At 67.1% G+C, this 22,765-nt stretch carries 24 protein-coding genes; 11 read left to right on the top strand and 13 right to left on the bottom strand.

The genetic code is table 11. The annotated features are described in order from the left end of the window. Positions 1-3 precede the first annotated feature (3 nt). Complete coding sequence (locus C1932_RS12800; RefSeq protein ID WP_108762433.1) at positions 4-978, top strand: RluA family pseudouridine synthase; 975 nt, start codon at positions 4-6, stop codon at positions 976-978. A 128-nt stretch (positions 979-1,106) separates the two neighbouring features. Here the strand turns inward: C1932_RS12800 and zupT are convergent, their stop codons facing one another. The 3 genes from zupT to C1932_RS12785 all read right to left on the bottom strand — a co-directional run bounded on the left by zupT (position 1,107) and on the right by C1932_RS12785 (position 2,778). After that, positions 1,107-1,916 carry a zinc transporter ZupT gene (zupT, locus tag C1932_RS12795; protein WP_108750087.1) on the bottom strand — a complete coding sequence of 270 codons (810 nt, stop codon included), beginning with the start codon at positions 1,914-1,916 and terminating at the stop codon, positions 1,107-1,109. A 98-nt stretch (positions 1,917-2,014) separates the two neighbouring features. Continuing rightward, positions 2,015-2,431, bottom strand: coding sequence for an energy transducer TonB (locus tag C1932_RS12790; protein WP_108762432.1), 417 nt, complete (start codon positions 2,429-2,431; stop codon positions 2,015-2,017). Further along, positions 2,431-2,778, bottom strand: coding sequence for a 4a-hydroxytetrahydrobiopterin dehydratase (locus C1932_RS12785; RefSeq protein WP_108750085.1), 348 nt, complete (start codon positions 2,776-2,778; stop codon positions 2,431-2,433). The genes C1932_RS12790 and C1932_RS12785 overlap by 1 nt, the downstream gene beginning before the upstream one ends. 90 nt (positions 2,779-2,868) lie before the next feature. Here C1932_RS12785 and C1932_RS12780 point away from each other — a divergent pair, with 90 nt between their 5' ends. Both C1932_RS12780 and C1932_RS12775 read left to right on the top strand, forming a co-directional pair. Continuing rightward, positions 2,869-3,468 carry an NfuA family Fe-S biogenesis protein gene (locus C1932_RS12780; RefSeq protein ID WP_108753590.1) on the top strand — a complete coding sequence of 200 codons (600 nt, stop codon included), beginning with the start codon at positions 2,869-2,871 and terminating at the stop codon, positions 3,466-3,468. Between the two features lie 10 nt (positions 3,469-3,478). After that, positions 3,479-5,242: a hypothetical protein gene (locus tag C1932_RS12775; protein WP_108762431.1), complete on the top strand. Its 1,764-nt coding sequence runs from the start codon at positions 3,479-3,481 to the stop codon at positions 5,240-5,242. A gap of 65 nt (positions 5,243-5,307) precedes the next feature. Here the strand turns inward: C1932_RS12775 and C1932_RS12770 are convergent, their stop codons facing one another. Together C1932_RS12770 and C1932_RS12765 are read right to left on the bottom strand one after the other, a co-directional pair. Continuing rightward, a complete protein-coding gene (locus tag C1932_RS12770) occupies positions 5,308-5,721 on the bottom strand; it encodes a barstar family protein (protein ID WP_108762430.1) in 414 nt (137 codons plus the stop codon). After that, complete coding sequence (locus C1932_RS12765; RefSeq protein WP_108762429.1) at positions 5,718-6,167, bottom strand: ribonuclease domain-containing protein; 450 nt, start codon at positions 6,165-6,167, stop codon at positions 5,718-5,720. The genes C1932_RS12770 and C1932_RS12765 overlap by 4 nt, the downstream gene beginning before the upstream one ends. Before the next feature lie 222 nt (positions 6,168-6,389). Between C1932_RS12765 and C1932_RS12760 the strand changes: the two genes are divergently transcribed. Beyond that, complete coding sequence (locus C1932_RS12760) at positions 6,390-7,001, top strand: superoxide dismutase (protein WP_108750080.1); 612 nt, start codon at positions 6,390-6,392, stop codon at positions 6,999-7,001. A gap of 79 nt (positions 7,002-7,080) precedes the next feature. On the opposite strand, the gene C1932_RS12755 is transcribed toward C1932_RS12760, so the two are convergent. Then, a complete protein-coding gene (locus C1932_RS12755) occupies positions 7,081-7,929 on the bottom strand; it encodes an endonuclease/exonuclease/phosphatase family protein (RefSeq protein WP_108762428.1) in 849 nt (282 codons plus the stop codon). A gap of 162 nt (positions 7,930-8,091) precedes the next feature. Here C1932_RS12755 and C1932_RS12750 point away from each other — a divergent pair, with 162 nt between their 5' ends. Beyond that, positions 8,092-9,657, top strand: a complete 1,566-nt coding sequence (locus tag C1932_RS12750) for an oligopeptide:H+ symporter (RefSeq protein ID WP_108762427.1) — start codon at positions 8,092-8,094, stop codon at positions 9,655-9,657. Positions 9,658-9,669: 12 nt separating this feature from the next. Then, positions 9,670-10,293, top strand: a complete 624-nt coding sequence (locus tag C1932_RS12745; protein WP_108750077.1) for a rhomboid family intramembrane serine protease — start codon at positions 9,670-9,672, stop codon at positions 10,291-10,293. 49 nt (positions 10,294-10,342) lie between these two features. Here the strand turns inward: C1932_RS12745 and C1932_RS19935 are convergent, their stop codons facing one another. Then, positions 10,343-10,504 carry a hypothetical protein gene (locus tag C1932_RS19935; protein ID WP_199911963.1) on the bottom strand — a complete coding sequence of 54 codons (162 nt, stop codon included), beginning with the start codon at positions 10,502-10,504 and terminating at the stop codon, positions 10,343-10,345. Between the two features lie 210 nt (positions 10,505-10,714). On the opposite strand from C1932_RS19935, the gene C1932_RS12740 reads away from it, so the two are divergent. Genes C1932_RS12740 through cfa form a run of 3 tightly spaced genes read left to right on the top strand, consistent with a single transcriptional unit; the run spans position 10,715 to position 13,079 of the window. Further along, positions 10,715-11,017, top strand: a complete 303-nt coding sequence (locus C1932_RS12740; RefSeq protein ID WP_108750076.1) for a GNAT family N-acetyltransferase — start codon at positions 10,715-10,717, stop codon at positions 11,015-11,017. A gap of 36 nt (positions 11,018-11,053) precedes the next feature. Then, on the top strand, positions 11,054-11,941 hold the full coding sequence (locus tag C1932_RS12735) for a DUF3298 and DUF4163 domain-containing protein (protein WP_108763443.1): 888 nt from the start codon (positions 11,054-11,056) through the stop codon (positions 11,939-11,941). A 19-nt stretch (positions 11,942-11,960) separates the two neighbouring features. After that, complete coding sequence (cfa, locus tag C1932_RS12730) at positions 11,961-13,079, top strand: cyclopropane fatty acyl phospholipid synthase (RefSeq protein ID WP_108762426.1); 1,119 nt, start codon at positions 11,961-11,963, stop codon at positions 13,077-13,079. A gap of 149 nt (positions 13,080-13,228) precedes the next feature. Here the strand turns inward: cfa and C1932_RS12725 are convergent, their stop codons facing one another. After that, entirely contained in the window at positions 13,229-15,397 is a 2,169-nt protein-coding gene (locus C1932_RS12725) for a M3 family metallopeptidase (protein ID WP_108762425.1), read from the bottom strand. Positions 15,398-15,537: 140 nt separating this feature from the next. Here C1932_RS12725 and C1932_RS12720 point away from each other — a divergent pair, with 140 nt between their 5' ends. After that, positions 15,538-16,017 (top strand): glutathione peroxidase, encoded by a 480-nt coding sequence (locus C1932_RS12720; protein WP_108762424.1) that lies wholly within the window; start codon positions 15,538-15,540, stop codon positions 16,015-16,017. A 59-nt stretch (positions 16,018-16,076) separates the two neighbouring features. On the opposite strand, the gene C1932_RS12715 is transcribed toward C1932_RS12720, so the two are convergent. The 5 genes from C1932_RS12715 to C1932_RS12695 form a co-directional block, all read right to left on the bottom strand. After that, entirely contained in the window at positions 16,077-16,640 is a 564-nt protein-coding gene (locus C1932_RS12715; RefSeq protein ID WP_234412132.1) for a TlpA disulfide reductase family protein, read from the bottom strand. Between the two features lie 84 nt (positions 16,641-16,724). Further along, positions 16,725-17,504, bottom strand: coding sequence for a ferredoxin--NADP reductase (locus C1932_RS12710; protein WP_108753581.1), 780 nt, complete (start codon positions 17,502-17,504; stop codon positions 16,725-16,727). A 99-nt stretch (positions 17,505-17,603) separates the two neighbouring features. Beyond that, positions 17,604-19,457, bottom strand: coding sequence for an ABC transporter ATP-binding protein (locus C1932_RS12705; protein WP_108763441.1), 1,854 nt, complete (start codon positions 19,455-19,457; stop codon positions 17,604-17,606). Positions 19,458-19,676: 219 nt separating this feature from the next. After that, positions 19,677-20,126 (bottom strand): carboxymuconolactone decarboxylase family protein, encoded by a 450-nt coding sequence (locus tag C1932_RS12700; RefSeq protein WP_108763440.1) that lies wholly within the window; start codon positions 20,124-20,126, stop codon positions 19,677-19,679. 36 nt (positions 20,127-20,162) lie between these two features. Continuing rightward, positions 20,163-21,059 carry an RNA polymerase sigma-70 factor gene (locus C1932_RS12695; RefSeq protein ID WP_108762423.1) on the bottom strand — a complete coding sequence of 299 codons (897 nt, stop codon included), beginning with the start codon at positions 21,057-21,059 and terminating at the stop codon, positions 20,163-20,165. 160 nt (positions 21,060-21,219) lie between these two features. On the opposite strand from C1932_RS12695, the gene C1932_RS12690 reads away from it, so the two are divergent. After that, positions 21,220-22,737, top strand: coding sequence for a fumarate hydratase (locus tag C1932_RS12690; RefSeq protein ID WP_108753578.1), 1,518 nt, complete (start codon positions 21,220-21,222; stop codon positions 22,735-22,737). The last annotated feature ends 28 nt before the right edge of the window (positions 22,738-22,765 follow it).

Genomic DNA, 22,765 nt, shown 5'->3' with positions numbered 1-22,765 from the left:
CCGATGACTGCATCAGACCCCACCAAGCCGGCCGGCGACAAGCCTTCCGTGCGCATGATCACCGTTCCCGAGGACCGCGCCGGCCAGCGGCTGGACAACTTCCTGCTGGGCCAGCTGAAGGGCGCCCCGCGCAGCCTGGTCTACAAGCTGGTGCGCAGCGGCCAGGTACGTGTGAATGGCGGCCGCGCCAAGGCCGAACGCAAGCTGGAGGCGGGCGACGAGGTGCGTGTGCCACCGGTTCGTCTCACCGAGGAAGGAGACAAGGCCGGCCCGCCCGAGGCGTTCATGCGCCGGCTGGAGCAGGCGATCGTGTTCGAGGACGCGCGCCTGCTGGCCCTGAACAAGCCCACCGGCGTGGCCAGCCATGGTGGCAGCGGCATCAGTTTCGGCGCCATCGAGACCCTGCGTGCGCTGCGCCCGGGGCAGACCCTGGAGCTGGTCCATCGGCTTGATCGCGACACCTCGGGCCTGCTGATTGTGGCCAAGAAACGTTCGGCGCTGAGCGAACTGCAGGCCCTGCTGCGTGAAGACCACGGTGCCGGCATCCGCAAGCGCTACCTGACCCTGCTGGCCGGGCGCATGCCCGACGGTGTGATGACGGTGGACGCCCCGCTGCACGTGGGCCTGCGCCAGGGCGGCGAGCGCCATGTGCAGGTGAACGCGATCGGCAAGGAATCGATCAGCCACTTCCGCGTTCTTGAACGGCGCGGTGGGCATTCCTACTGCGAGGTGCGCATCGAGACCGGCCGTACCCACCAGATCCGCGCGCATGCCCAGCACCTGGGGCACCCGGTGGCCGGTGACGATAAGTACGGCGATCCTGCCGTCAACAAGCGGCTTCGTGAGCAGATCGGGCTGAAGCGCCTGTTCCTGCACGCGGCCTCGCTGGAGTTTGCGCTGGACGCCGGCAAGACCCCGTACGTGCTGAACGCGCCGCTGGCCGACGAGCTTGTGGAAGCGTTGGACCGCCTGCGCTGAGGGGAGGGTAGAGTCGAGCTTGCTCGACTGGCTTTGCGCGCGACCCGACCGAAGAGCCGTCGAGCAAGCTCGACGCTACCTGGGGGCGGTAGATCCACGCCATGCGTGGATGCGCCGTGCGGAGGCCGTCACCACTTGAACAGCACCAGGCTGATCGCCAGCGTGCCCATGCCGGCCACCAGCCCGTACACGGTCTCGTGGCCCTTGGCATAGCGTTTGGCCGCCGGCAGCAGCTCGTCCAGCGCCAGGAACACCATCACCCCGGCAATCAGGCCGAACACCCAGCCGAACGTGGCGTGCGACAGCGCGCCCTTCAGCAGGAAATAACCGATCACCGCACCCACCGGCTCGGCCAGGCCCGACAGCAGGCTGGCGGCGAAGGCGTGCAGCTTGTTCTGCGTGGCGAAGTACACCGGCACCGCGATCGCGATGCCTTCGGGAATGTTGTGGATGGCGATGGCAAACGCCAGCGGCATGCCCACCGACGGGCTTTCCAGGGTGGCAAAGAACGTGGCCAGCCCTTCCGGGAAGTTGTGCGCGGTGATGGCGATGGCCGTCAGCAGGCCGACCCGCTTGATGTACGCCTTGTTGTTGTCGCGGAACGCCGGGTCCTGCTTGTCCAGCGTCTCATGCGGGTTGGGGATCAAGTGGTCGATCACCACGATCGCCAGCATGCCCAGCAGAAAGGCTGCCGTGCCGTAGGTGAAGCCGCTGCGCTCGCCGTAGGCCAGCGAGAACGAGTCGATGGCCTTGTTCAGGATTTCCGACAGCGAGACATAGACCATCGCGCCGCCGGCGAAGGCCAGGCCAAAGGCCAGCAGGCGCGGGTTGGGCCGGCGCGAGAACAGCACCAGCAGGCTGCCGATGGCCGTGGCCAGGCCGGCCGCCAGGGTGACGGCCAGCGCCATCCAGATGTTTTCAGGGGGGATCTGCAGCATGTGCCGACGCGTTCCAGGGGGTCAGTCGACCGCCCCGGCACGGGCCGGGGCGGCAAGGGCGAGGCGGGCGTCGGCTGGCCTCGTCGCAGTCAGCGCGATCAGCCGCCGCGGCGCGCGCGCTCTTCAATGGCAAAGCACTGGTCAGGCTTGGGCTGCGGCGGGTTGAAGCTGACCGGCACCTGGATCGTGGCCGGCACCGCCGCGCCATTGCGGGTGGCGGCCTTGAACTGCCAGCCCTGCACGGCGGAGCGGGCCAGTTCGTCCAGCTGCGGGTTGCCCGCGCCGGTCAGCAGGGCCACGTCGCTGGGCTTGCCGTCGGTGCCGATCACTACCTTGAAGGTGCTGGTGCCGCCCACGCCCAGGCAGGCCAGTTCCAGCGGGTACTGCGGCGGCGGCGTCTTCACCGCGGCCACTTCGGTGGGCGGCGCGGCCGGCGCCGCCGGCGGTTCTGCGCCGCCGCAGCCGGCCAGGCCGGTGGCAGCCAACAGGGAAAGGGACAGCAGTCGCACATTCATCACTTTTGCTCCGTCAGGGCCGAAGTCTTGGCCGCGCAGATGAAGTCGTTCTCGCTCAGGCCGCCCACGTCGTGGGTGGAATAGCGCACGACGGCGCGGTCGTAGTGCACGCCCAGGTCCGGGTGGTGGTCCTCGTGGTGGGCGATCCAGGCCAGCGCGTTCACGAAGGCCATGGTTTCGTAGTAGTTCTTGAAGCGGAAGGTACGCAGCAGGGCCTGGCCGGCCTCGGCCAGCTCCCAGCCCGGCACCTGCGGCAGCAGCTCGGCCAGGCGGGCCTCGCCCAGCTTGTGGTCGCTGCCCTTTCGCGGCACGCAGTGCGCCTGTGCCAGCGGAATCAGGTCGGACATGGGTTCCTCCACCTCGTGTTGACTGAACAATGCGCCGGACAGTGTATAAATCGAATGAGCGGCCGACGCTGACTTGGCTAGAATAGCCTGATGATCCAGATCTCCGACACTGCCCAGACCCATTTCCGCAAGCTGATCGAACGTGAGGGCGTGCCCGGCATGGGCGTGCGCCTGAGCGCCGTCGATCCCGGCACCCCGCGCGCCGATGCGCGCCTGGAGTTCGCCGAGCCGACCGATCTGCTGGGCGACGAATGGGCCGTGGATTGCGACGGCTTCACCCTGTACGTCGACGCCACCAGCGTCGGCTGGCTCGATGGCGCGGAAATCGACATCGTGCCCGGCACCGCCGGTACGCAGCAGCTGACCATCAAGGCGCCGCGCATCAAGGGCGAAGCGCCCGGCGAAGCGGCTTCGCTGGTGGAGCGCGTGCATTGGGTCGTGGAAAACGAGGTGAACCCGCAGCTGGCCTCGCACGGCGGCAAGGTGGCCGTGCAGGAAGTTTCGGCCGACGGCGTGGTGCTGCTGCGCTTCGGTGGCGGCTGCCAGGGCTGCGGCATGGCCGATGTCACCCTGAAGCAGGGTATTGAAAAGACCCTGATGGGCCGGGTGCCGGGCGTGACGGCGGTGCGTGACGCCACCGACCACGACAGCGGCCACGCGCCGTACATTCCCCGCGGCAACGCCGCCTGACCGGCACCGCGTGCCTCTGCCCAGGGCTGAGCAACTTGTCGATGTGCTGCTGGCACGCCAGCAGCAGCGTCTCATTCTCGAAAAGCACACCCGCCTGCCGTATGGCTGGGCGATCTGGCTGCGCTCGCTGAAACCCCTGCCACGCCTGTTCCATGCCCGCGATGTGATTGCGGTGCTGCTGCCGCGGCCGCTGCCGGGGCGTCCGGGACGACTGCCGGCACTGTCGCCGTGGAATGCGGCGCGCCGCCTGTTCTGGCAGGACTGGGAGCCGGCGCCGCGTGACCAGCGCTGGATGCGCTGGACCTCGGCCGTGCTCAGTGCCGTGCTGCACCTGCTGTTCTTCCTGCTGCTGCTGTGGGTGGCGGTGATCCGCACCACCGAGCCCGATGCGGACGGCGCCGAAGGCGAGCGGGTACAGATTGAATTCATCGGTGCCGGCGCGCAGGAAGGCGGTGGCGACCAGGCCGGTGCCGAAGCCGCCGCTGCGGCAGCGCCAGCCGGTTCCAGCGCCGCCAGCGGTGCGCCCGGCGGTGCTGCCACTGCACCGCAGCCGCAACCGCAGCCCGTTCCGCCCGCACCTGCAAAGCCCGCCGCGGCGGCTGCGGCGAGTGCGCCGCCGGTGGCAGAGCCGGCGCCTGCGGTAGAGACCGCGCCGCCGCCTTCACCGGTGCAGGCCACCGAGGTCGCTGAGGTCACGTCCGATTTCGTGGTGCCGCCAGTGACGGTGCCGCGTACCGAAGTGAGCGTGGTGCCGCGCAGTGTCACCCCCAGCGTGACCGAGCGCAGCGTGCCGCTGCTGCAGGCGCCGGCCACCCCTACGCCCGTGGCACCGACGCAGGTGGTGGTGCAGACGCCTGCACCGCGCGATATCCAGGTGCGCGAGCGCGAAGTGGCCGTGGTGGATGCACCCGTGCTGTCGCCGCAGCCGATGCGCAGCGTGGAAGTGCCGGTGTCGATGCCGCAGCGCGAAGTGCAGGTGCGCGAACGCGAAGTGCAGGCGGTAGTTGATCCACAGGTGCGCATGGCGACCGTGGCCGGCCGCGAGCCGACCGTGCGGGCGCCACAGGGCCGTGACGTGCAGGTGCGCGAGCGTGCGATCGCCCCGGCACCGGCAGCCGCGCCGTCGTCGGCCACCGGTAATGCGGCTGCGCAGGCCGCGGCAGCCTCGGCGCAGAGCGTGGCCAGCACGGCGGCCACTGCAGCGGCCACGGCCGCGGCGAAACCGGCACAGGCCGGTGCGCGGCCGGCGCCGACACCGGGCAGCTGGGCCACGCCGGCGCGCGGCGATGATTGGGGCGCCTCCAGTCGCAATCGTGACGGTGCCGCGCAGGGCAGCAGCCAGGCCAGCCGCAGTGGCCAGGGCGAGGGCTTGTTCAACGCCGACGGCAGTGTGCGCGTGCCCGGCCAGGACGGCGCGGACGCGGCCGAGCGCGGCGCCCCGGGCGGGGCCAACGATGGCTGGAGCAAGGAGCGCATCGCCCAGTCCGGCACCTGGCTCAAGCGGCCGCCGTACGACTACACGCCCACCTCGTTCGACAAGTACTGGGTGCCGCAGGAATCACTGCTGGCCGAATGGGTACGCAAGGGCATCAAGGCCATGGAGATTCCATTGCCTGGCACCAGCACGAAGATTTCCTGCGTGATCTCGATCCTGCAGGCCGGTGGCGGCTGCGGCCTGAGCGACCCGAACATGCAGGACCAGCCGGCGATCGCGCGACCGCCGCCGGATATCCCGTTCAAGAAAGAGCTGCAGGAAGATAACGGCAGCCGGTAACGGGGCTGCCGCGCTGGTAGATCCACGCCATGCGTGGATGACTCGCCGAGGCCGCTGCGTGACCCTCACTCGCTCTGCGAGAGAAACACCCAGAACGGCACATCACGGCCCACCCAGTCGCGGCAGGCTTCATCCATCACGTCCAGCAGCGTGTCGAACTCCTTGCCCGCCTCGGCACGCAGGATATCCACGTCGGCCAGGAACAGTGCATAGCCCGGCGCCGGCAGCCACTGCAGGTCGCGCAGATTGTCTGAAAGGGCATCCCAGTTGCCACCGAAACCGGCGGGGAAGTCGAGCTGCGCCGACAGCCGCGCCAGCAGCGTGCGCTTGTCGGCCACGCCCTGCAGGTCGATGCGGATCACCTTCAATTGTGCATCGCGCATGGCGGCCGACAGTGCGGCAATGTCGCCGGTATCGATGGCATAGACGCCAGCATTGTTGATGTCGTGCAGGCCGAGGCCGAAATCATCGTGGCTCATGGGCGGTCTCCGGAAGCGGGTACGGTGAAACTGCGGAACGATTCGTAGTGGTCATCGGTGTAGTACCAGGCCTGGGCCGGGTCGCCGCCGGTAACGATGCGGCGGGCGCCGCGGTTGCGTGCGCCCGGGGTGTCGACGGTGTATTCGCGGTAATAGCCGCGGTCGCGCGGCGGCAGCCGCTGTTCGCGGTTGCCGAAGGTGCTGCCATCCTGGCGGTGCGGGAACGGGCCGCCGCGCTGGATGAGGGCGATGGTCTGCCGCGCCTCGGCCGGCAGGAAGGCGGGCAGGGCATCGTTGCGGGCGCTGGCCGTGGGTGCCGCCACGGCCGGTTGGCCGGCAAGGCTGGGCGCGAACTGTGGCGGCGCCGGCCGCTGCAGGAAATGGTTGACCAGCAGACCCAGCAACAGCAGGGCGATGGCGGTGATCAGCAGCCGGGGGTTGCGCATGGGCGGGCGGGGCAGGGAAGGTGCATGCACTGTAGCGCCTGCGCGCTGCATCGCGCATGAGGACAGCGGCAGCGTCACCGCTGCGTAACAATTGCCGGAAGGCTCACGGGCAGGACGCAATTTCCTTTACATCCCCCTTGGTAATCTTCGCGTCTGTCCCCATCATTCAACGCGCACTGCCCGGCGACACCGCCGGGTGCCCTCGCTATCAGGAGATGCATCATGGCCTACACCCTGCCCAAGCTGTCCTACGCCTACGACGCTCTGGAACCGCATATCGATGCGGCGACGATGGAAATCCATCACACCAAGCACCACCAGACCTACATCAACAACGTCAACGCAGCGCTGGAAGGCACCGAGTACGCCGACCTGCCGGTGGACGAACTGGTGAAGAAGCTGAAGTCGCTGCCGGAAAACCTGCAGGGTCCGGTGCGCAACAACGGTGGTGGCCATGCCAACCACTCGCTGTTCTGGACCGTGATGGCCCCCAACGCCGGCGGCAACCCGGTGGGCGACGTGGCCAAGGCCATCGACAAGGACCTGGGCGGCTTCGACAAGTTCAAGGATGCCTTCACCAAGGCTGCGCTGACCCGCTTCGGCAGCGGCTGGGCCTGGCTGAGCGTCACCCCGGACAAGAAGGTCGTGGTTGAAAGCACCGGCAACCAGGACAGCCCGCTGATGGAAGGCAACACGCCGATCCTGGGCCTGGACGTGTGGGAACACGCGTACTACCTGAAGTACCAGAACCGCCGTCCGGAATACATCGGCGCGTTCTTCAACGTGATCGACTGGAACGAAGTCGAGCGTCGTTACCAGGAAGCGATCGCCTGATCGCTGCACTGGGATGAAACGAAGAGGCCGGGGCAAACGCCGGCCTTTTTGTTTGCGTGCGGTGGGCGCAACGCGGCGATCATTCGCTGGACGCGGGCACACCCTGCAGGCGCAGCGTGGCCATCACCCCCAGCCGCACGCCGGGTGCATCCCCTGCGGCCGGCAGGTCGATGGCCTGCTGGCGGATGCCGCCGAAATGCTTGACCTGGAACAGCACGTCCAGGCCGTGCCCGCTGGCACCGCCACCATTGGCGGCCGCCGTGTCCGGGCGTCCGCCGGGATTGCGCCGGGCCGGCTGGAAGCCCGGCGTGCTGCGCACCAGTTCGGTGGTGGGCGCGGCGAAGTCGCCGGCAATCAGGCTGGGCAGGCCTTCGGCGGTGGCGTCGATCCAGGCCATCAGGTCGCTGGTCTGGTGCTGGCGCGCGCTGGCCTCGTCCGCCTCCGGGCGCAGGCGCGCCACATAGACATTCAGCAGCGCCTCGCCCAGCCGCAGCCGCAGCATGCCCGCCGCACTGAAGGTGCCCGGCGGATGCAGCAGGGTCACCCCGTCTTCGCTTACCGGCAGTCGGGTCAGCATGGCGTTCCCGTGGCGCAGCGGCTGGCTTGGCGGGTCGGCGGTGACGAAGTCGCAGCTGTAACGCAGGCGGCTGGCCAGCCAGCACGCCGGGTTGCGGCCCTGTTCCTGCAGCACCTGCTGCACGGAAATCACATCGGGCTGCAGCTCGGTGAGCAGTTGCAGCACCTGTTCGCGCCGCTGCTTCCACTGCGCGTCATCGCGGCTGGGCAGTTCCAGCGCCGCCACGGTCAGCTGCCGCACGTCGCCGGCCGCGCCGGGCGCCGGCGGCAGCTGCGGGCGCGCCAGGGCGGGCAGGACCATCAGCAGCGCAAGGCTGCCGAGCAGGAAGCGGGCGGGGGCGAGGGGGCGCATAACGATAAGTTTACGCTTTCGCCGTGCAGGTGCCGTGACTTCCGGCACGGTGCGGCGCGCCTGCCATGGATCGGCGGCGCTGTCATGCAGCCCTGCAGCGTGCTTCGCGGGCGCAGGTTCCGGTAACCTTCACCCTTTCGCTTTGCAGGAATGCCTTACAGGATGAGCCACGACGCAGTCGCCCCCATCGCCGGCCAGGGAAAGATGCCGCGCCAGATTCCGTACATCATCGGCAATGAGGCCTGCGAACGGTTCAGTTTCTACGGGATGCGCAACATCCTGGTGCAGTTCCTGATCACCTCGCTGCTGCTGCAGGAACTCACTGCAGAAGGCCGCGCCGGTGAAGCCAAGGACATCATGCACAGCTTCATGATCGGCGTGTATTTCTTCCCGCTGCTCGGTGGCTGGTTGGCTGACAGGTTCTTCGGCAAGTACCACACCATCCTGTGGTTCAGCCTGGTCTACTGCGCCGGCCACCTGTGCCTGGCGCTGTTCGAGAACAGCCGCGAAGGCTTCTTCCTGGGCCTGGGCCTGATCGCGCTGGGCGCCGGTGGCATCAAGCCGCTGGTGGCCTCGTTCATGGGCGACCAGTTCGACCAGAGCAACAAGCACCTGGCCAAGATCGTCTTCGACGCCTTCTACTGGATCATCAACTTCGGCTCGCTGTTCGCCTCGCTGCTGATCCCGCTGGTGCTGAAGAACTGGGGCCCGCAGTGGGCCTTTGGTATTCCGGGCATCCTGATGTTCATCGCCACCTTCGTGTTCTGGCTGGGTCGCAAGCGCTACGTGCTGGTGCCGCTGCCGCCGAAGGATCCGCATTCGTTCGCCAACGTGGTGCGCACCGCGCTGACCGCGCGCGTGGCCGGCCAGAGCCGTCCGGGCCTGGTGATGGCCATTGCCGGTCTGGTGCTGGCCGCCGCCTCGTTCGGCCTGGTCGGTTCGCTGGGCATCGTGATCTGCCTGTGCCTGGCGCTGGTGGCCATCCTGGCCGGCATCGGCGGCGGCACCTGGCTGCAGCTGGACCGCGCCCGCGCGCAGCATCCGGCCGAAGCCGTGGAAGGCGTACGCGCGGTGCTGCGCGTGCTGGTCATCTTCGCCCTGACCACGCCGTTCTTCTCGCTGTTCGACCAGAAGGCCTCCACCTGGGTGTTGCAGGGCCAGCAGATGCAGATGCCGAGCTGGTTCACCGCCTCGCAGATGCAGGCGCTGAACCCGCTGCTGGTGATGATCCTGATCCCGTTCAACAACCTGGTGCTGTACCCGGCGCTGCGCCGCTTCGGCTTCGAGCCGACCGCGCTGCGCCGCATGACCGCCGGTATCGCCTTCAGCGGCCTGGCCTGGATCGTGGTGGGCGGCATCCAGGTGGTGATGGACGGTGGCAATGCCATGTCGATCTTCTGGCAGATGCTGCCGTATGCGCTGCTGACCTTCGGTGAAGTGCTGGTCTCGGCCACCGGCCTGGAGTTCGCCTACAGCCAGGCGCCGCAGGCCATGAAGGGCGTGGTGATGAGCTTCTGGAACCTGACCACCACCATCGGCAACCTGTGGGTGCTGCTGTCCAACGCGGCGGTGCGCAACGAGGCGGTGACCCACAAGATCGCCAGCACGGGACTGAGCGAGGCGGCGTTCCTGATGTTCTTCTTCGCCGGCTTCGCCTTCATTGCGGCGTTCGCCTTCGGTTGGTATGCACGACGCTATCGTATGGTCGACAACTACCGCAGCGCCTGAGCCTGACCTGACATGACCCCCGTCAATCTCCTGTTGATCGCCATCACCGCCGTGCTGTCCTGGATGGCGTTCAACAATCGCAAGCTGGCTGACCGCCTGATCCTGTGGCCGCCGGCGGTGGACCGCCACCGCCAGTACGACCGCCTGGTCACCTACGGCTTCATCCATGCCGACTGGCCGCACCTGATCTTCAACATGTTCACCCTGTTCTTCTTCGGGGGGTACATCGAGAGCGTGATGGTGCAGCTGACCGGCAGCTTCCTGACCTATCCGGCGTTCTACCTGGGGGCGCTGCTGGTGTCGATCCTGCCCAGCTACCTGAAGAACCAGAAGAATCCGAACTACCTCAGCCTGGGCGCGTCCGGTGCGGTGTCGGCGGTGCTGTTCGCCTACATTCTGCTGAACCCCTGGAAGATCATCCTGGTGTTCTTCATTCCGGCGCCGGCCATCGTGTATGCCGCGTTCTACGTCGGCTACAGCATCTGGATGGACAAGCGCGGCGGCGATCGCATCAACCACAGCGCGCATCTGGCGGGCGCAGCGTTCGGCATCATCTTCATGCTGGCCATGCAGCCGGCCATCTTCAGCCACTTCCTGCGCGAGCTGTCCAACCCCACCTTCAGCCTGGGCGGCTGAAGCGTGCCTGGGGTCGGATCCGATGGATCCGACCCCGGTCTACCCGGTTTCAGGCCTGGCTGGCCTGGCCGTAGGTATCCAGCAGCCGCGAATACACTTCCTCGCCGATGCGCTGGAAGTCCTGCTCTTCGGTCTGCCCTTCCACAGCCAGCTGCAGGAGGCCTTCCAGCAGGGCGCGGTCGGTATCGGATGGGGACGGGTTGGGGTGCATGACGGGCCTCCACGGCAGAGTACGGGGACATCGTTCGCAAGGGCCGTGCCAGCGCGGCCGTACCCCTGCGAAGGGGTTAGCGGCCGCCCGCGCTGCAGCTTGAGGGGCACAAACTGACGCAGCCCGGCAGTCCTTGCCCCTGTTCAGGCTTCACGCGATCATGGCGCCCGGCTGCGCACCATCCACGCAGTCGCCGCAGGAGACAGTCCCATGGCTTCGGTCACACCCCCCGGTCTGGCCTATGAGGTCGCGCATGACCAGGCCAACCACCGTTTCACCGCCCGCGTGCGCGGGCACGTGGCGGTGCTGGACTACCAGCTCAAGCGCAAGCGGATGGTGATCACCCACACCGAAGTGCCCGAGCCGATTGCCGGCCGGGGTGTTGCCGGCGAGTTGACGCGGGTGGCGCTACGCTTCGCCCGTGAGCACAAGTACAAAGTGGTGCCGGCCTGCGCGTATGCCGAGGCATTCCTGCAGCGGCATGAGGAGTTCCACGACCTGCTGGTGGGGTGATGCCGGCGGGCCACGCTTCAGCCACCGCGGGCGATGATGTACGAACATGAACAGGGGATCCCGATGAAGAACGGAAACAACCGGCCGTTGCGCGCAAGCGTGCTGGCCGGGGCAATGGGCGTGCTGCTGCTGGCCGGTTGCCAGCGCGGTGACGATGCGGCACCGGCCACCGACAGCGCACCCAGCGCCGACGCCAGTGCACAGGACACGGTGCAGGCGCCTGCCGCCGAAGCGCCGCTGGACCTGCGCGATGTGATCGAAAACAACGAACGCGAGGTGGTGGGAATCAGCTACCCGGCCGGCATCGACCGCTACCCGGGCCTGGCCCGCGCGCTGCAGGACTACGCAACTTCGGCACGCAGCGATCTGCAGCAGGCGCTCGATGGCCTGGGCAACGACAAGCCGACCATGCCCTACGAGCTGTCGCTGAGCTTCGAGAAAGTGCTGGAAACCCCGCAGCTGGTGGTGGTCAGTGCCGATGGCAGCCGTTACACCGGTGGCGCCCACGGCGAACCGCTGGTGGCACGTTTCGTCTGGCTGCCGCAGCAGCAGCAGATGCTGAGCGCCGACAAGCTGGTGGCCGACAGCAAGGGCTGGAAGACGGTCAGTGATTTCGTGGCCGACCAGTTGCGCGAACGCGTGGCCACGCGCCTGAGCGGCGAAGACATGGAACCGGCCGAGCTGCAGGAATCGCTGCGCAATGCCTCGCGCATGATTGCCGAGGGCACCGGCCCGCAGGCCGACAACTTCAGCCAGTTCCAGCCGCTGACCGATGACAAGGGCCAGATCACCGCCCTGCGTTTCGTGTTCCCGCCCTACCAGGTGGGGCCGTATTCGGATGGCACGCAGACCGCCGATGTACCGGCCGCCGTGCTGTTGCCGCACGTGGCCAAGGACTACGTGGAACTGTTCGCCCGCGGTTGACCGCCCAGCAGGAGGTGTCGTGGATACAGGGTTGCAGGAGCGGGTGACCGGCCTGCTCCACGAAGCCGGGGTCCGCATTGGCGGCACCCAGCCACAGGACATCCAGGTGCATGACCCGCGCTTCTTCGCGCGGGTCATGGGCCAGGGCTCGCTCGGCCTGGGCGAAAGCTACATGGATGGCTGGTGGGACGCCAACGTGCTGGATGAATTCCTGGTGCAGCTGATGCAGGCGCACCTGGATGAGCGCGTGCACGGCTGGCGCGAAGTGGCCGATGCCTTGAAGGCGCGTTTGTTCAACCTGCAGGCCGGGCAGGGCAGCTACGAGGTGGGCCGGCGCCACTACGACCTGGGCAACGATCTCTACCAGGCCATGCTGGGCCAGTACATGGTCTACAGCTGTGGCTACTGGCGCAACGCGGTGGACCTGGATGCGGCGCAGGAGGCCAAGCTGGACCTGGTCTGCCGCAAGCTGGGCCTGCGCCCGGGCCAACGGGTGCTGGACATCGGCTGCGGTTGGGGCGAAGCACTGAAGTACGCCGCCGAGCGCTACGGCGTGAGCGGTGTGGGCGTGACCATTTCCCAAGAGCAGGCCGCGTTCGCCCGTGAGCGCTGTGCCGGGTTGCCGATCGAGATCCGCCTGCAGGATTACCGCGAACTGGACGAACCGTTCGATGCGATTTTCTCGATCGGCATGTTCGAACACGTGGGCGACAAGAACTACGGCAGTTTCTTCGAGGTGGCGCGGCGCTGCCTGTCGCCACGTGGCCTGCTGTTGCTGCACACCATCGGCAGCAACATCTCCCGCCACCGCACCGACCCGTGGATTGCCCGCTACATCTTCCCCAACTCGATGCTGCCCTCGGCGGTGCAGATCAGCCGCGCGTTCGAAGGGCGGTTCGTGCTGGAGGACTGGCACAACTTCGGCACCGACTACGACCTGACCCTGCAGGCGTGGCGGCGCAATGTGGAAGCGGCCTGGCCGACCCTGGACGCGCAGCGCTACGACGAGCGCTTCCGCCGCATGTGGAGGTTCTACCTGGCCGGTTCGATGGCCAGCTTCCGCTGTCGCCATGCGCAGCTGTGGCAGCTGGTGCTGTCGCCCGATGGCGTGCCGGGTGGATACGTCGCGCCGCGTTGAGTACAGGCATGGGGTCAGAGCCCTTTCCTGTGGAAAGGGATCCGACCCCGGGGTCGGATCCCATTTCGTAGAAATGGGCTCTGACCCCGGCCCACAAAAAACCGCCCGGTCTCCCGGGCGGTTTTCGTTTCACGCTACCAGGCGGGCGATCAGTTGCTGGCGCCGGTCAGGCCACGCTTTTCCAGCAGCGGTTCGATCTGCGGCTCGTGGCCGGCGAAATCGCGGAACAGCTGCATGGCATCCACGCTGCCGCCCTTGGACAGCAGGGTGGCGCGGAAGTGGTCGCCATTCTTGCGGCTCAGGCCGCCGTTGTCGCGGAACCACTTCTGGGTGTTGGCGTCCAGCACTTCCGACCAGATGTAGGCGTAGTAGCCGGCCGAGTAGCCGCCCATGATGTGGCTGAAGTACGGGGTCTTGTAGCGCGGCGGCACCGGCGCGTAGTAGATGCCGTCCTTTTCCAGGGCCGCACGTTCGAAGGCCATCACGTCCTTGGCCGCCGGCACCTGGTCAGCGCCGATCTGGTGCCAGCGCTGGTCCAGCATGGCCGCACCCAGGTATTCGGTGGTGGCAAAGCCCTGATTGAACTTGGCCGCGGCCAGCACCTTGTCCAGCAGCGCCTGCGGCATGGCCGAACCGTTCTGGTAGTGCTTGGCGTAGTTCTTCAGGATGGCCGGGTTGTCCGACCACATCTCGTTCACCTGCGAGGGGAACTCGACGAAGTCACGCGGCACCGCGGTGCCCGAGAAGTACGGGTACTTCACGTTGGAGAACATGCCGTGCAGGGCGTGGCCGAACTCGTGGAAGGTGGTGGTCACCTCATCCCAGGTCAGCAGGGTCGGCTGGCCGGCCGGCGGCTTGGGAATGTTCAGGTGGTTGGCCACCACCGGCTTGAAGCCGGTCAGTTCGGACTGCGAAACGTAGGAGTTCATCCACGCACCGCCACGCTTGGACGCGCGCGCATACGGGTCGAAGATGAAGATCGCCAGCTGGCTGCCATCGGCATCGAACACGTCGTAGACGGTCACGTCATCGTGGTAGACCGGCAGGTCGGTGCGCTGCTTGAAGGTCAGGCCGAATTCCTGGTTGGCGGCGAAGAACACGCCGTTTTCCAGCACGTTCTTCATTTCGAAGTACGGCTTCAGCTGCGACTCGTCGAAGTTGTACTTGGCCTGGCGCACCTTCTCGCTGTAGAACGCCCAGTCCCACGGTTCCAGGGCGAAGGTCGGCTTGCCGGCGGCCTTCTGTTCCTTGTCGATCATCGCCTGCAGGTCGGCGGCTTCGCGCTTGGCGTTGGCCACCGCGGCCGGGGCCAGCTTGCCCAGCATGGCGTTGACCGCTTCGGGGGTCTTGGCGGTCTGGTTGGTCAGGTTGTAGGCGGCGAAGTTGGCAAAGCCCATCAGCTTGGCCTTGTCGGCACGCAGCTGCATGATGCGCGAGACCAGCGCGGTGTTGTCGAACTCACCGCCACGGCTGCCGCGGCTGATCGACGCTTCGTAGATCTTCTGGCGCAGCGCGCGGTTGGCCAGGTTGGTCAGCGGCGGCTGGCCGGTGGTGTTGAGCAGGGTGATCACGTACTTGCCGTCCAGGCCACGGGCCTTGGCGGCTTCGGCAGCGGCGGCGATCTGTTCCTGCGACAGCCCGTCCAGTTCCTTCACGTCGTTGACGGTGATCGCCGAAGCATTTACTTCCGACTGCACGTTCTGGCTGAACTTGGTGCCCAGGTTGGCCAGTTCAGCATTCATCTTCTTCAGCGTGGCCTTGTCGGCCTCGGACAGCTTGGCGCCGGCGCGCACGTAGTTGTCGTAGTACTTCTCGACCAGGCGCACGCCTTCGGCATCCAGGCCCAGCTGGGTGCGGGTGTCATACAGCGCCTGGATGCGCGCGAACAGCTTGCCGTTCAGTGCGATTGCATCGCTGTGTGCGGCGAACTTCGCCGAGTAGTCGGCCTGCAGCTTCTTGCGCGCGTCGTTGGTGTCGGCGCCGACCAGGCTGAAGAACACGGTGGTCGCGCGGTCCAGCACGTCGCCGCTCTTTTCCAGGGCGATGATGGTGTTGTCGAAGGTCGGCTGGGCCTTGTTGTTGGCAATCGCCTCCACTTCCTTCAGCTGCTGCGCCATGCCGGCGTCGAAGGCCGGGGCGAAGTCGCTGTCCTTGATCTTGTCGAACTGCGGGAAGTGCAGCGGCAGCGGGCTGTCGGCGAAGAACGGGTTGGCCTGCTGGGCGTTGGCGGCAGCCGCCGGGGTGGCAGCGCTGGCCGAATAGGCGGGCAGGGCAAGGCCGAGGGTCATGGCCACGGCAAGGGCAAGGCGGGTGGTCAAGGCGGAACTCCGGTAAGACAGACAAGGGCCCGAGCGTAACCTGCGCAGCGGGCTGGGCACTTGTGTCGAAAGGCATGGACGCCACCGGCGCGGGCGGGGCGCTGCGATTACCATGGGGTTTTCCTGTCGGGAACGCTGCCATGGCCACCGCCTTCGATTTCACCTTCGTAGACCTGGGCGGCCAGCCGCAGGCCCTGGCCCAGTACGCCGGTCGCCCGCTGCTGTTGGTGAACGTGGCCAGCCGCTGCGGCTTCACCCCGCAGTACACCGGGCTGGAACAGCTGTGGCAGGATTACCGCGAGCGCGGTCTGGTGGTGGTCGGCTTCCCGTGCAACCAGTTCGGCGCGCAGGAGCCGGGCGATGCGGCGCAGATCCGCCAGTTCTGCTCGCTGGATTACCCGGTCAGCTTCCCGCTGTCGCAGAAGATCGAGGTCAACGGCGAAGGAGCCGATCCGCTGTGGGCGTGGCTGTCGCAGCAGAAGCGCGGGCTGCTGGGCAGCGCGCGCATCAAGTGGAACTTCAGCAAGTTCCTGGTCGATCGGCAGGGCAACGTGGTGGACCGCTTTGCCCCCACCACCAAGCCCGAGCAGCTGCGTGGGGCCATCGAAGCGCTGCTGTAACCGCCCACGCCCCGGGGTAGCGCCAGGCCACGCCCGGCCTTGCGCGCGCTTGCCGCCGCTCAGTTGGCTGCGGTGCCCGCCTGCGATGGGCGATTGCGCACGTCTTCAGGCAGCGCAGCGATGATTTCCTCCAGGATGCCCGGCAGGCTCGCTTCGCTGTAGCCGCGATGGGCATGGGCGACCTGTCCATCGCGGCCGATGATGAACATGTGTGGCACCGCGGCGATGCCGTACTGCTCGGCCAAGGCGCCACGCGGATCGTGCAGGTAGTCCAGCTTCGGCCAGTCGCGGTGGCGCACCAGCCGGTTCACGTCGTTGCGCGGTTCGCCCCAGTTGATCGCGTAGACCTTCATCGCGTCTTCGCCGACGACCTTCTGCAGGTGCGCCAAGATCGGCAGTTCCTTGCGGCAGGGCCCGCACCAGGATGCCCAGAAGGTCACGATAACCACCTTGCCGCGCTGGTCGGCCAGGTTGACCGGCTTGCCCTGGCGGTCGTTGCCCAGCGCCTGTGGCGGTAGGTCGCCCGGGGCGGGCGATTCGGCCAGGGCCGGAAGGGCCATGACCGCAAGCGCGGCCGCACACACCCACGCCCGCACCGACTGCGGGAACCGCTTGTTCGTCATCCTTGAGCCCCTGTTCGGGCCGACGGCCCGTGCAGCGCAGACGATGCCGGGAAGGCAGCGTCCACGCAAGGGGCAGGGCAGGACTTACTTTTCGACGAACGCCCGCTCGAACACGTAGTGGCCCGGCTGGCCGATGCGCGGCGAGACCTGGAAGCCGCGTGCATCGAGCACTGCGCGCAGGTCGGCCAGCATCTGCGGGCTGCCGCAGATCATCGCGCGGTCGTTTTCCGGGTTCAGTTCCGGCAGGCCCAGGGTGCGCTGCATCTCGCCGCTTTCCATCAGCGAGGTCAGGCGGCCCTGGTTGGCGAACGGTTCGCGGGTCACGGCCGGGTAGTACAGCAGCTTGTCGCCGATCATCTCGCCCAGGAACTCGTGCTCACGCAGTTCCTTTTCGAAATAATCGCGGTAGGCCAGGTCCTTTTCGTAGCGCACGCCATGGCACAGGATCACCTTGTCGAAGCGCTCGTAGGTTTCCGGGTCCTTGATGACCGACAGCCACGGCGCCATGCCCGTGCCGGTGCCCAGCAGGTACAGGTTCTTGCCCGGGTGCAGGTCGCTGATCAGCAGGGTGCCGGTGGGCTTCTTGCCGACCAGTACCTTGTCGCCCGGCTTGATGTGCTGCAGGCGCGAGGTCAGCGGGCCGTCCTGCACCTTGATGCTGAAGAACTCCAGGTGCTCTTCCCAGTTCGCGCTGGCGATGGAATAGGCACGCAGCAGCGGCCGCGCCTCGGTTTCCAGGCCGATCATCACGAACTGGCCGTTCTCGAAACGGAAACCGCTGTCGCGGGTCAGGGTGAAGCTGAAGTAGGCGTCGGTCCAGTGGCGGACCTCAAGCACCGTTTCGGCGCCGAAAGCAGAAGACATGGGGTAGTCGGGGCATGGTTTCGTCCCCTCCATTCTACCCCAAATGAGAGAAGTTCTCATTGGCCGGAACGAGAGGCGTTCTCAGCCCGCCGGCACGGTTCAGCGATAGCCCGCCGCCTGCAGTTCGAACAGCTCGGCATAGCGCCCGCCCTGGGCCATCAGTTCGGCGTGGGTGCCGCTGGCCTCCAGCCGGCCTTCGGCCAGCACCAGGATGCGATCGGCCATGCGCACCGAAGAGAAACGGTGCGAAATGAGCACCGCGGTGCGCTGCTCGGCCAGTTCGCGGAAGCGCTGGAACACTTCGAACTCGGCGCGGGCATCCAGTGCCGCGGTGGGCTCGTCCAGGATCATCACCTGCGCATCGCGCATCCACGCGCGGGCGATGGCGATCTTCTGCCACTGCCCCCCGGACAGGTCCACGCCCTGCTTGAAGCGCCGACCGATCAACTGCTGGTAGCCGCCGGGCAGGGCATCGATCACTTCTTCGGCCATGCCGCGGCGCGCTGCATCGGCAATGCGCGCCTGGTCGGCCATGGCCTCCACCTGGCCCACGCCGATGTTCTCGGCGGCGGTCAGGTTGTAGCGCACGAAATCCTGGAAGATCACGCCCAGGTTGGCGCGCAGGTCGTCCAGGTCGTAGTCGCGCAGGTCACGGCCATCCAGCAGGATGCGGCCTTCATCCGGCTCGTACAGCCGCGCGAGCAGCTTCACCAGGGTGGTCTTGCCGGCGCCGTTTTCGCCCACCAAAGCCAGTACTTCGCCGGCGTGCAGCTGGAAGTCCAGGTGGCGCACCGCCCACTGCTCGGCATCGGGGTAGCGGAAGCCCACGTTCTCGAACACGAATCCCTGCTGGATCGGGCGCGGCACCGGCAACGCGTTGTCGCGCGAATGGATTTCCGGCTGGATCTGGAAGAACGAATACAGATCGTCCAGGTACAGCGCCTGGCTGGCCACCTGCGAGAACCCGATCAGCAGCCCTTCCAGCAGTTGGCGCAGGCGCAGGAAACTGCCGGCCAGGAAGGTCAGGTCACCAATGCTGAAATCGCCGCGCACCGTGCGCCAGGCGATGTACGCGTAGGCGGTGTAGTAACCCAGCGTGCCCAGCGCCGCCAGCAGCGTGCCCCAGAACGCGCGACGCCGCGCCAGCGCACGGTTGGCCAGGAACAGCGCGGCCGACAGCCGCCGGTAGCGCTCCACCAGAAAGCGGTGCAGGTTGAAGATCTTCACTTCCTTGGCTGTTTCCACGCTGGCGCCGAGCTGGCGCAGGTAGTCCAGCTGGCGGCGCTCGGGCGTCCACAGGAAGTTGAGGCTGTAGCCGGCCGCGTTGAAATGCGATTCGCCGATGAAGGCGGGCACCAGGGCCAGCGCCAGCAGCACGATCAGCCACGGCGCGTAGACCAGCAGGCCCACGGCCAGGCTGACCACGGTGATCGCATCCTGCACCTGGCCGAACAACTGGCTCATCAGGTTCATCCGGCCCATGGTCTGGCGCCGGGCGCGGTCCAGCTTGTCCTGCAGGTCGGGGTCTTCGAAGTCTTCCAGGTCCAGCGTGGCGGCATGCTCCATCAAGCGCACGCTGGTGGCGTTGGCGAACAGTTCCGACAGCAGCGCGTCGGCGTAGCTGACCAGCCGCCCCAGCAGGTCCGAGGCGATGGCCAGGCCGAATTCCAGCGCCAGCAATCCCAGAATCGGGTTCAACAGGCCGCTGGACAGCGCTTCGCCCAGCGGCGGGAAGCCGGCACCGTGCTGGCTCAGGTGCAGGGCGGTATCGATGATCAGCTTGCCCACGTACAGCATGGCCACCGGCAGCAGTGCGCGGATGATGCGCAGGCCGAGGCTGGCCAGGGTCAATGCCGGGCTGGTCTGCCACACCTGGCGCAGGAACGGCGGCAGGTTGCGCATGGCTTTGAAGCGCTGGCGCAGGCTGGGTTTCTTTTCGTTGGCAGCAGGCATGCCGCCATTGTGCGCGCGCACGGCGTGCAGATGGGGTCAGATCCCTTTGCAGCGCAAAGGGCTCTGACCCCTCGACCCATCGTGTCGACCAAGGTCGACACCTACCAACAGCAGCGGGACACCCGCCCCGCCATCCCACAGAACCCCAGCTGTTGACGTTGCCCTTGCTCTGGCCGTTGCCTCGGCGGGTGCCGGGCGCAGCCCGGCCAGAAAAGCCCCTTACGGCAGCGGCGGCAGCAGGCCGGCGCCCAGCCGGTTCCAGGCATTGATCACCGCAATGCCCATGCTCAGGTCGCTGATGCCCTTTTCGTCGAAGTGCGGCGCCAGTGCATCGAACGCGGCCTGCGACGGTGCGCCATCGGTCAGCCTTGTCAGCGCCTCGGCCCAGCCCAGCGCCGCGCGTTCGCGGGCATCGAAGAAGCGGCTTTCGTGCCATGCGGGCAGGGTGTCCAGCTTGCGTGGCTCGATGCCGCCCTTGCGCAGCGCGGTGCCGTGCATGTCCATGCAGTAGCCACAGCCGTTGAGCTGGGACACGCGCAGGAACACCAGTTCCATCAACGCCGGGTCGATCGAGCTGTCATGCACCGCCTTGCTGGTGGCCAGCAGGCCCTTGAAGGCCTCGGCGGCCAGGCGGGTGTAGGGAACGCGGGGAGAGGCGTGGTCGGACATGTTCGGCTCCACGGCGGCCACGATGGCCGCCTTTCTCTACCAGGACGCCGCCGCGTCCGCCGCCGTGACAGCCGCCGACAATTTTTCCGGGTTCAGCACGCTGTAGACCTCGGCGATGCGCCCGTCCACCACCTGCACCGTGGTGACCGAATGCAGGCGCTGGCCATCGAAGCGCAGGATCGCCGGTTCGCCGTTCACATAGCCCAGCTGCGCGGTGTGGCCCAGGCCGCGCTGGGCAATGGCCCAGAACAGCCGGCCGATGCGCTCGGCGCCCAGCAGCGGCCGGATCGCGGCGGTCACCACACCGCCGCCATCAGAGACCAGGCGCGCGTTGGCATGCAGCAGGGCCTGCACGGCCTGGCTGTCGCCCTGCTGGGTGGCGTGCATGAAGCGCGCCAGCAGTTCGCGGTGCTGGCTGGCATCGGCGTTGAAGCGCGGGCGCCCGGCCTGCAGGCGCTGCCTGGCCCGATGCACCAGCTGGCGGCAGTTGGCCTGGCTGTGGCCGATCAGCTCGGCGATCTCGGCATAGTCGTGGTCGAACACTTCCTTCAGCAGGAAAGCGGCGCGCTCTTCCGGTCCCAACTGTTCCAGCAGGGTCAGGAAGGCCACCGAGACATCGTCGGCCAGCGCGTGGCGTTGCGCCGGGCCAGGGGCCGGGTCGGGTTCCAGGCTGATCGCCAGCGGTTCGGCCAGCCACGGGCCCACGTAGTGCGCGCGCTCGCGCCGGGCCGCGCGCAGGCGGTCCAGGCCCAGTCGCGTGGTGGCGGTCACCAGCCACGCCTCGGCATCGCGCACGCTGGCCGGGTCGGCGCCGGACCAGCGCAGCCAGGCGTCCTGCACCACGTCCTCGGCGTCGGCGCGGCTGCCCAGCAGGCGGTAAGCCAGCGCCATCAGGCGCGGGCGGTGGGTCTGGAAGGTCGATTCAGCGTTCATGTTGGCAAGGACGCCAGAGAGGGCAGGGGCGTGACAGAGGGGGCGGGGTCAGAGCCCTTTCCCGCGGAAAGGGATCTGACCCCTGCGAATCTACGCGCAGTCGGCGGAGGGGGTAAAATGGGCGGATTACCCCCGCCAGCCTTGAGCAAGCGAGCAAGCCGTGACATCGATCAAGCAGGAAGACCTCATCCAGTCCATCGCCGACGCGCTGCAGTACATCTCGTACTACCACCCGGTCGACTACATCAAGAACCTCGCCGCTGCCTACGAGCGCGAAGAGTCGCCGGCCGCGAAGGAAGCGATGGCCCAGATCCTGATCAATTCGCGGATGTGCGCCGAAGGCCACCGTCCGATCTGCCAGGACACCGGCATCGTCACCGTGTTCCTGGAAATCGGCATGGACGTGCGTTGGGACGACGCCACCATGGGCGTGGAAGACATGGCCAACGAAGGCGTGCGCCGCGCCTACCTGCACCCGGACAACAAGCTGCGTGCCTCGGTGCTGGCCGATCCGGCCGGCAAGCGCATCAACACCAAGGACAACACCCCGGGCGTGGTGAACGTGAAGGTGGTGCCGGGCAACACGGTCGATGTGATCGTGGCCGCCAAGGGCGGTGGTTCGGAAGCCAAGACCAAGTTCGCCATGCTCAACCCGTCCGACTCCATCGTCGACTGGGTGCTGAAGACCGTGCCGACGATGGGCGCCGGCTGGTGCCCGCCGGGCATGCTCGGCATCGGCATTGGTGGCACCGCTGAGAAGGCGATGCTGCTGGCCAAGGAAGCGCTGATGGAGCCGATCGACATCACCGAGCTGCAGGCCCGTGGTGCATCCAACCGCATCGAAGAGCTGCGCCTGGAACTGTACGAAAAGGTCAATGCGCTGGGTATCGGCGCGCAGGGCCTGGGCGGCCTGACCACCGTGCTGGACATCAAGATCAACGATTACCCGACTCACGCGGCCAACCTGCCGGTGGCGATGATTCCGAACTGCGCTGCCACCCGCCATGCGCACTTCACCCTGGATGGCAGCGGCCCGGTGATGCTGGATCCGCCGTCGCTGGAAGACTGGCCGAAGCTGACCTACGACGCGTCCAAGGGCACCCGCGTGGACCTGGACACGATCACCCCCGAAGACGTGGCCAACTGGAAGCCGGGCCAGACCCTGCTGCTCAACGGCAAGCTGCTGACCGGCCGCGACGCCGCGCACAAGCGCATGGTCGACATGCTCAACAAGGGTGAGGAACTGCCGGTCGATCTGAAGGGTCGCTTCATCTACTACGTCGGCCCGGTCGATCCGGTGCGCGATGAAGTGGTGGGCCCGGCCGGCCCGACCACCGCCACCCGCATGGACAAGTTCACCGAACAGGTGCTCGCCCAGACCGGCCTGCTGGGCATGGTCGGCAAGGCCGAGCGCGGCCCGGCCGCGATCGAGGCCATCAAGAAGCACAAGTCGGCCTACCTGATGGCGGTCGGTGGTTCGGCCTACCTGGTGTCCAAGGCGATCAAGGCGGCCAAGGTGGTCGGTTTCGCAGATCTGGGCATGGAAGCGATCTACGAATTCACCGTGCAGGACATGCCGGTGACCGTGGCAGTCGATTCCACCGGCGAATCGGTGCACAAGACTGGCCCGCGCGAATGGCAGGCCCGCATCGGCAAGATTCCGGTGGTGGTGGAGTAATCCACAACGGAATTACGGAAAACGGCGC

It is taken from the genome of Stenotrophomonas sp. YAU14D1_LEIMI4_1 (assembly GCF_003086815.1).
Taxonomy (GTDB): Bacteria; Pseudomonadota; Gammaproteobacteria; order Xanthomonadales; family Xanthomonadaceae; genus Stenotrophomonas.
The sequence above is the reverse complement of the archived record's forward strand: the minus strand, read 5'-3'. Positions and strand labels throughout refer to the sequence as shown.

Bases quoted from the DNA above. Each gene is read 5' to 3' on its own strand.
- C1932_RS12800 (WP_108762433.1), top strand. From the start codon at position 4: ATGACTGCATCAGACCCCACCAAGCCGGCCGGCGACAAGCCTTCCGTG.
- zupT (WP_108750087.1), bottom strand. From the start codon at position 1,916: ATGCTGCAGATCCCCCCTGAAAACATCTGGATGGCGCTGGCCGTCACC.
- C1932_RS12790 (WP_108762432.1), bottom strand. From the start codon at position 2,431: ATGAATGTGCGACTGCTGTCCCTTTCCCTGTTGGCTGCCACCGGCCTG.
- C1932_RS12785 (WP_108750085.1), bottom strand. From the start codon at position 2,778: ATGTCCGACCTGATTCCGCTGGCACAGGCGCACTGCGTGCCGCGAAAG.
- C1932_RS12780 (WP_108753590.1), top strand. From the start codon at position 2,869: ATGATCCAGATCTCCGACACTGCCCAGACCCATTTCCGCAAGCTGATC.
- C1932_RS12770 (WP_108762430.1), bottom strand. From the start codon at position 5,721: ATGAGCCACGATGATTTCGGCCTCGGCCTGCACGACATCAACAATGCT.
- C1932_RS12765 (WP_108762429.1), bottom strand. From the start codon at position 6,167: ATGCGCAACCCCCGGCTGCTGATCACCGCCATCGCCCTGCTGTTGCTG.
- C1932_RS12760 (WP_108750080.1), top strand. From the start codon at position 6,390: ATGGCCTACACCCTGCCCAAGCTGTCCTACGCCTACGACGCTCTGGAA.
- C1932_RS12755 (WP_108762428.1), bottom strand. From the start codon at position 7,929: ATGCGCCCCCTCGCCCCCGCCCGCTTCCTGCTCGGCAGCCTTGCGCTG.
- C1932_RS12750 (WP_108762427.1), top strand. From the start codon at position 8,092: ATGAGCCACGACGCAGTCGCCCCCATCGCCGGCCAGGGAAAGATGCCG.
- C1932_RS12745 (WP_108750077.1), top strand. From the start codon at position 9,670: ATGACCCCCGTCAATCTCCTGTTGATCGCCATCACCGCCGTGCTGTCC.
- C1932_RS19935 (WP_199911963.1), bottom strand. From the start codon at position 10,504: ATGCACCCCAACCCGTCCCCATCCGATACCGACCGCGCCCTGCTGGAA.
- C1932_RS12740 (WP_108750076.1), top strand. From the start codon at position 10,715: ATGGCTTCGGTCACACCCCCCGGTCTGGCCTATGAGGTCGCGCATGAC.
- C1932_RS12735 (WP_108763443.1), top strand. From the start codon at position 11,054: ATGTACGAACATGAACAGGGGATCCCGATGAAGAACGGAAACAACCGG.
- C1932_RS12720 (WP_108762424.1), top strand. From the start codon at position 15,538: ATGGCCACCGCCTTCGATTTCACCTTCGTAGACCTGGGCGGCCAGCCG.
- C1932_RS12715 (WP_234412132.1), bottom strand. From the start codon at position 16,640: ATGACGAACAAGCGGTTCCCGCAGTCGGTGCGGGCGTGGGTGTGTGCG.
- C1932_RS12710 (WP_108753581.1), bottom strand. From the start codon at position 17,504: ATGTCTTCTGCTTTCGGCGCCGAAACGGTGCTTGAGGTCCGCCACTGG.
- C1932_RS12705 (WP_108763441.1), bottom strand. From the start codon at position 19,457: ATGCCTGCTGCCAACGAAAAGAAACCCAGCCTGCGCCAGCGCTTCAAA.
- C1932_RS12700 (WP_108763440.1), bottom strand. From the start codon at position 20,126: ATGTCCGACCACGCCTCTCCCCGCGTTCCCTACACCCGCCTGGCCGCC.
- C1932_RS12695 (WP_108762423.1), bottom strand. From the start codon at position 21,059: ATGAACGCTGAATCGACCTTCCAGACCCACCGCCCGCGCCTGATGGCG.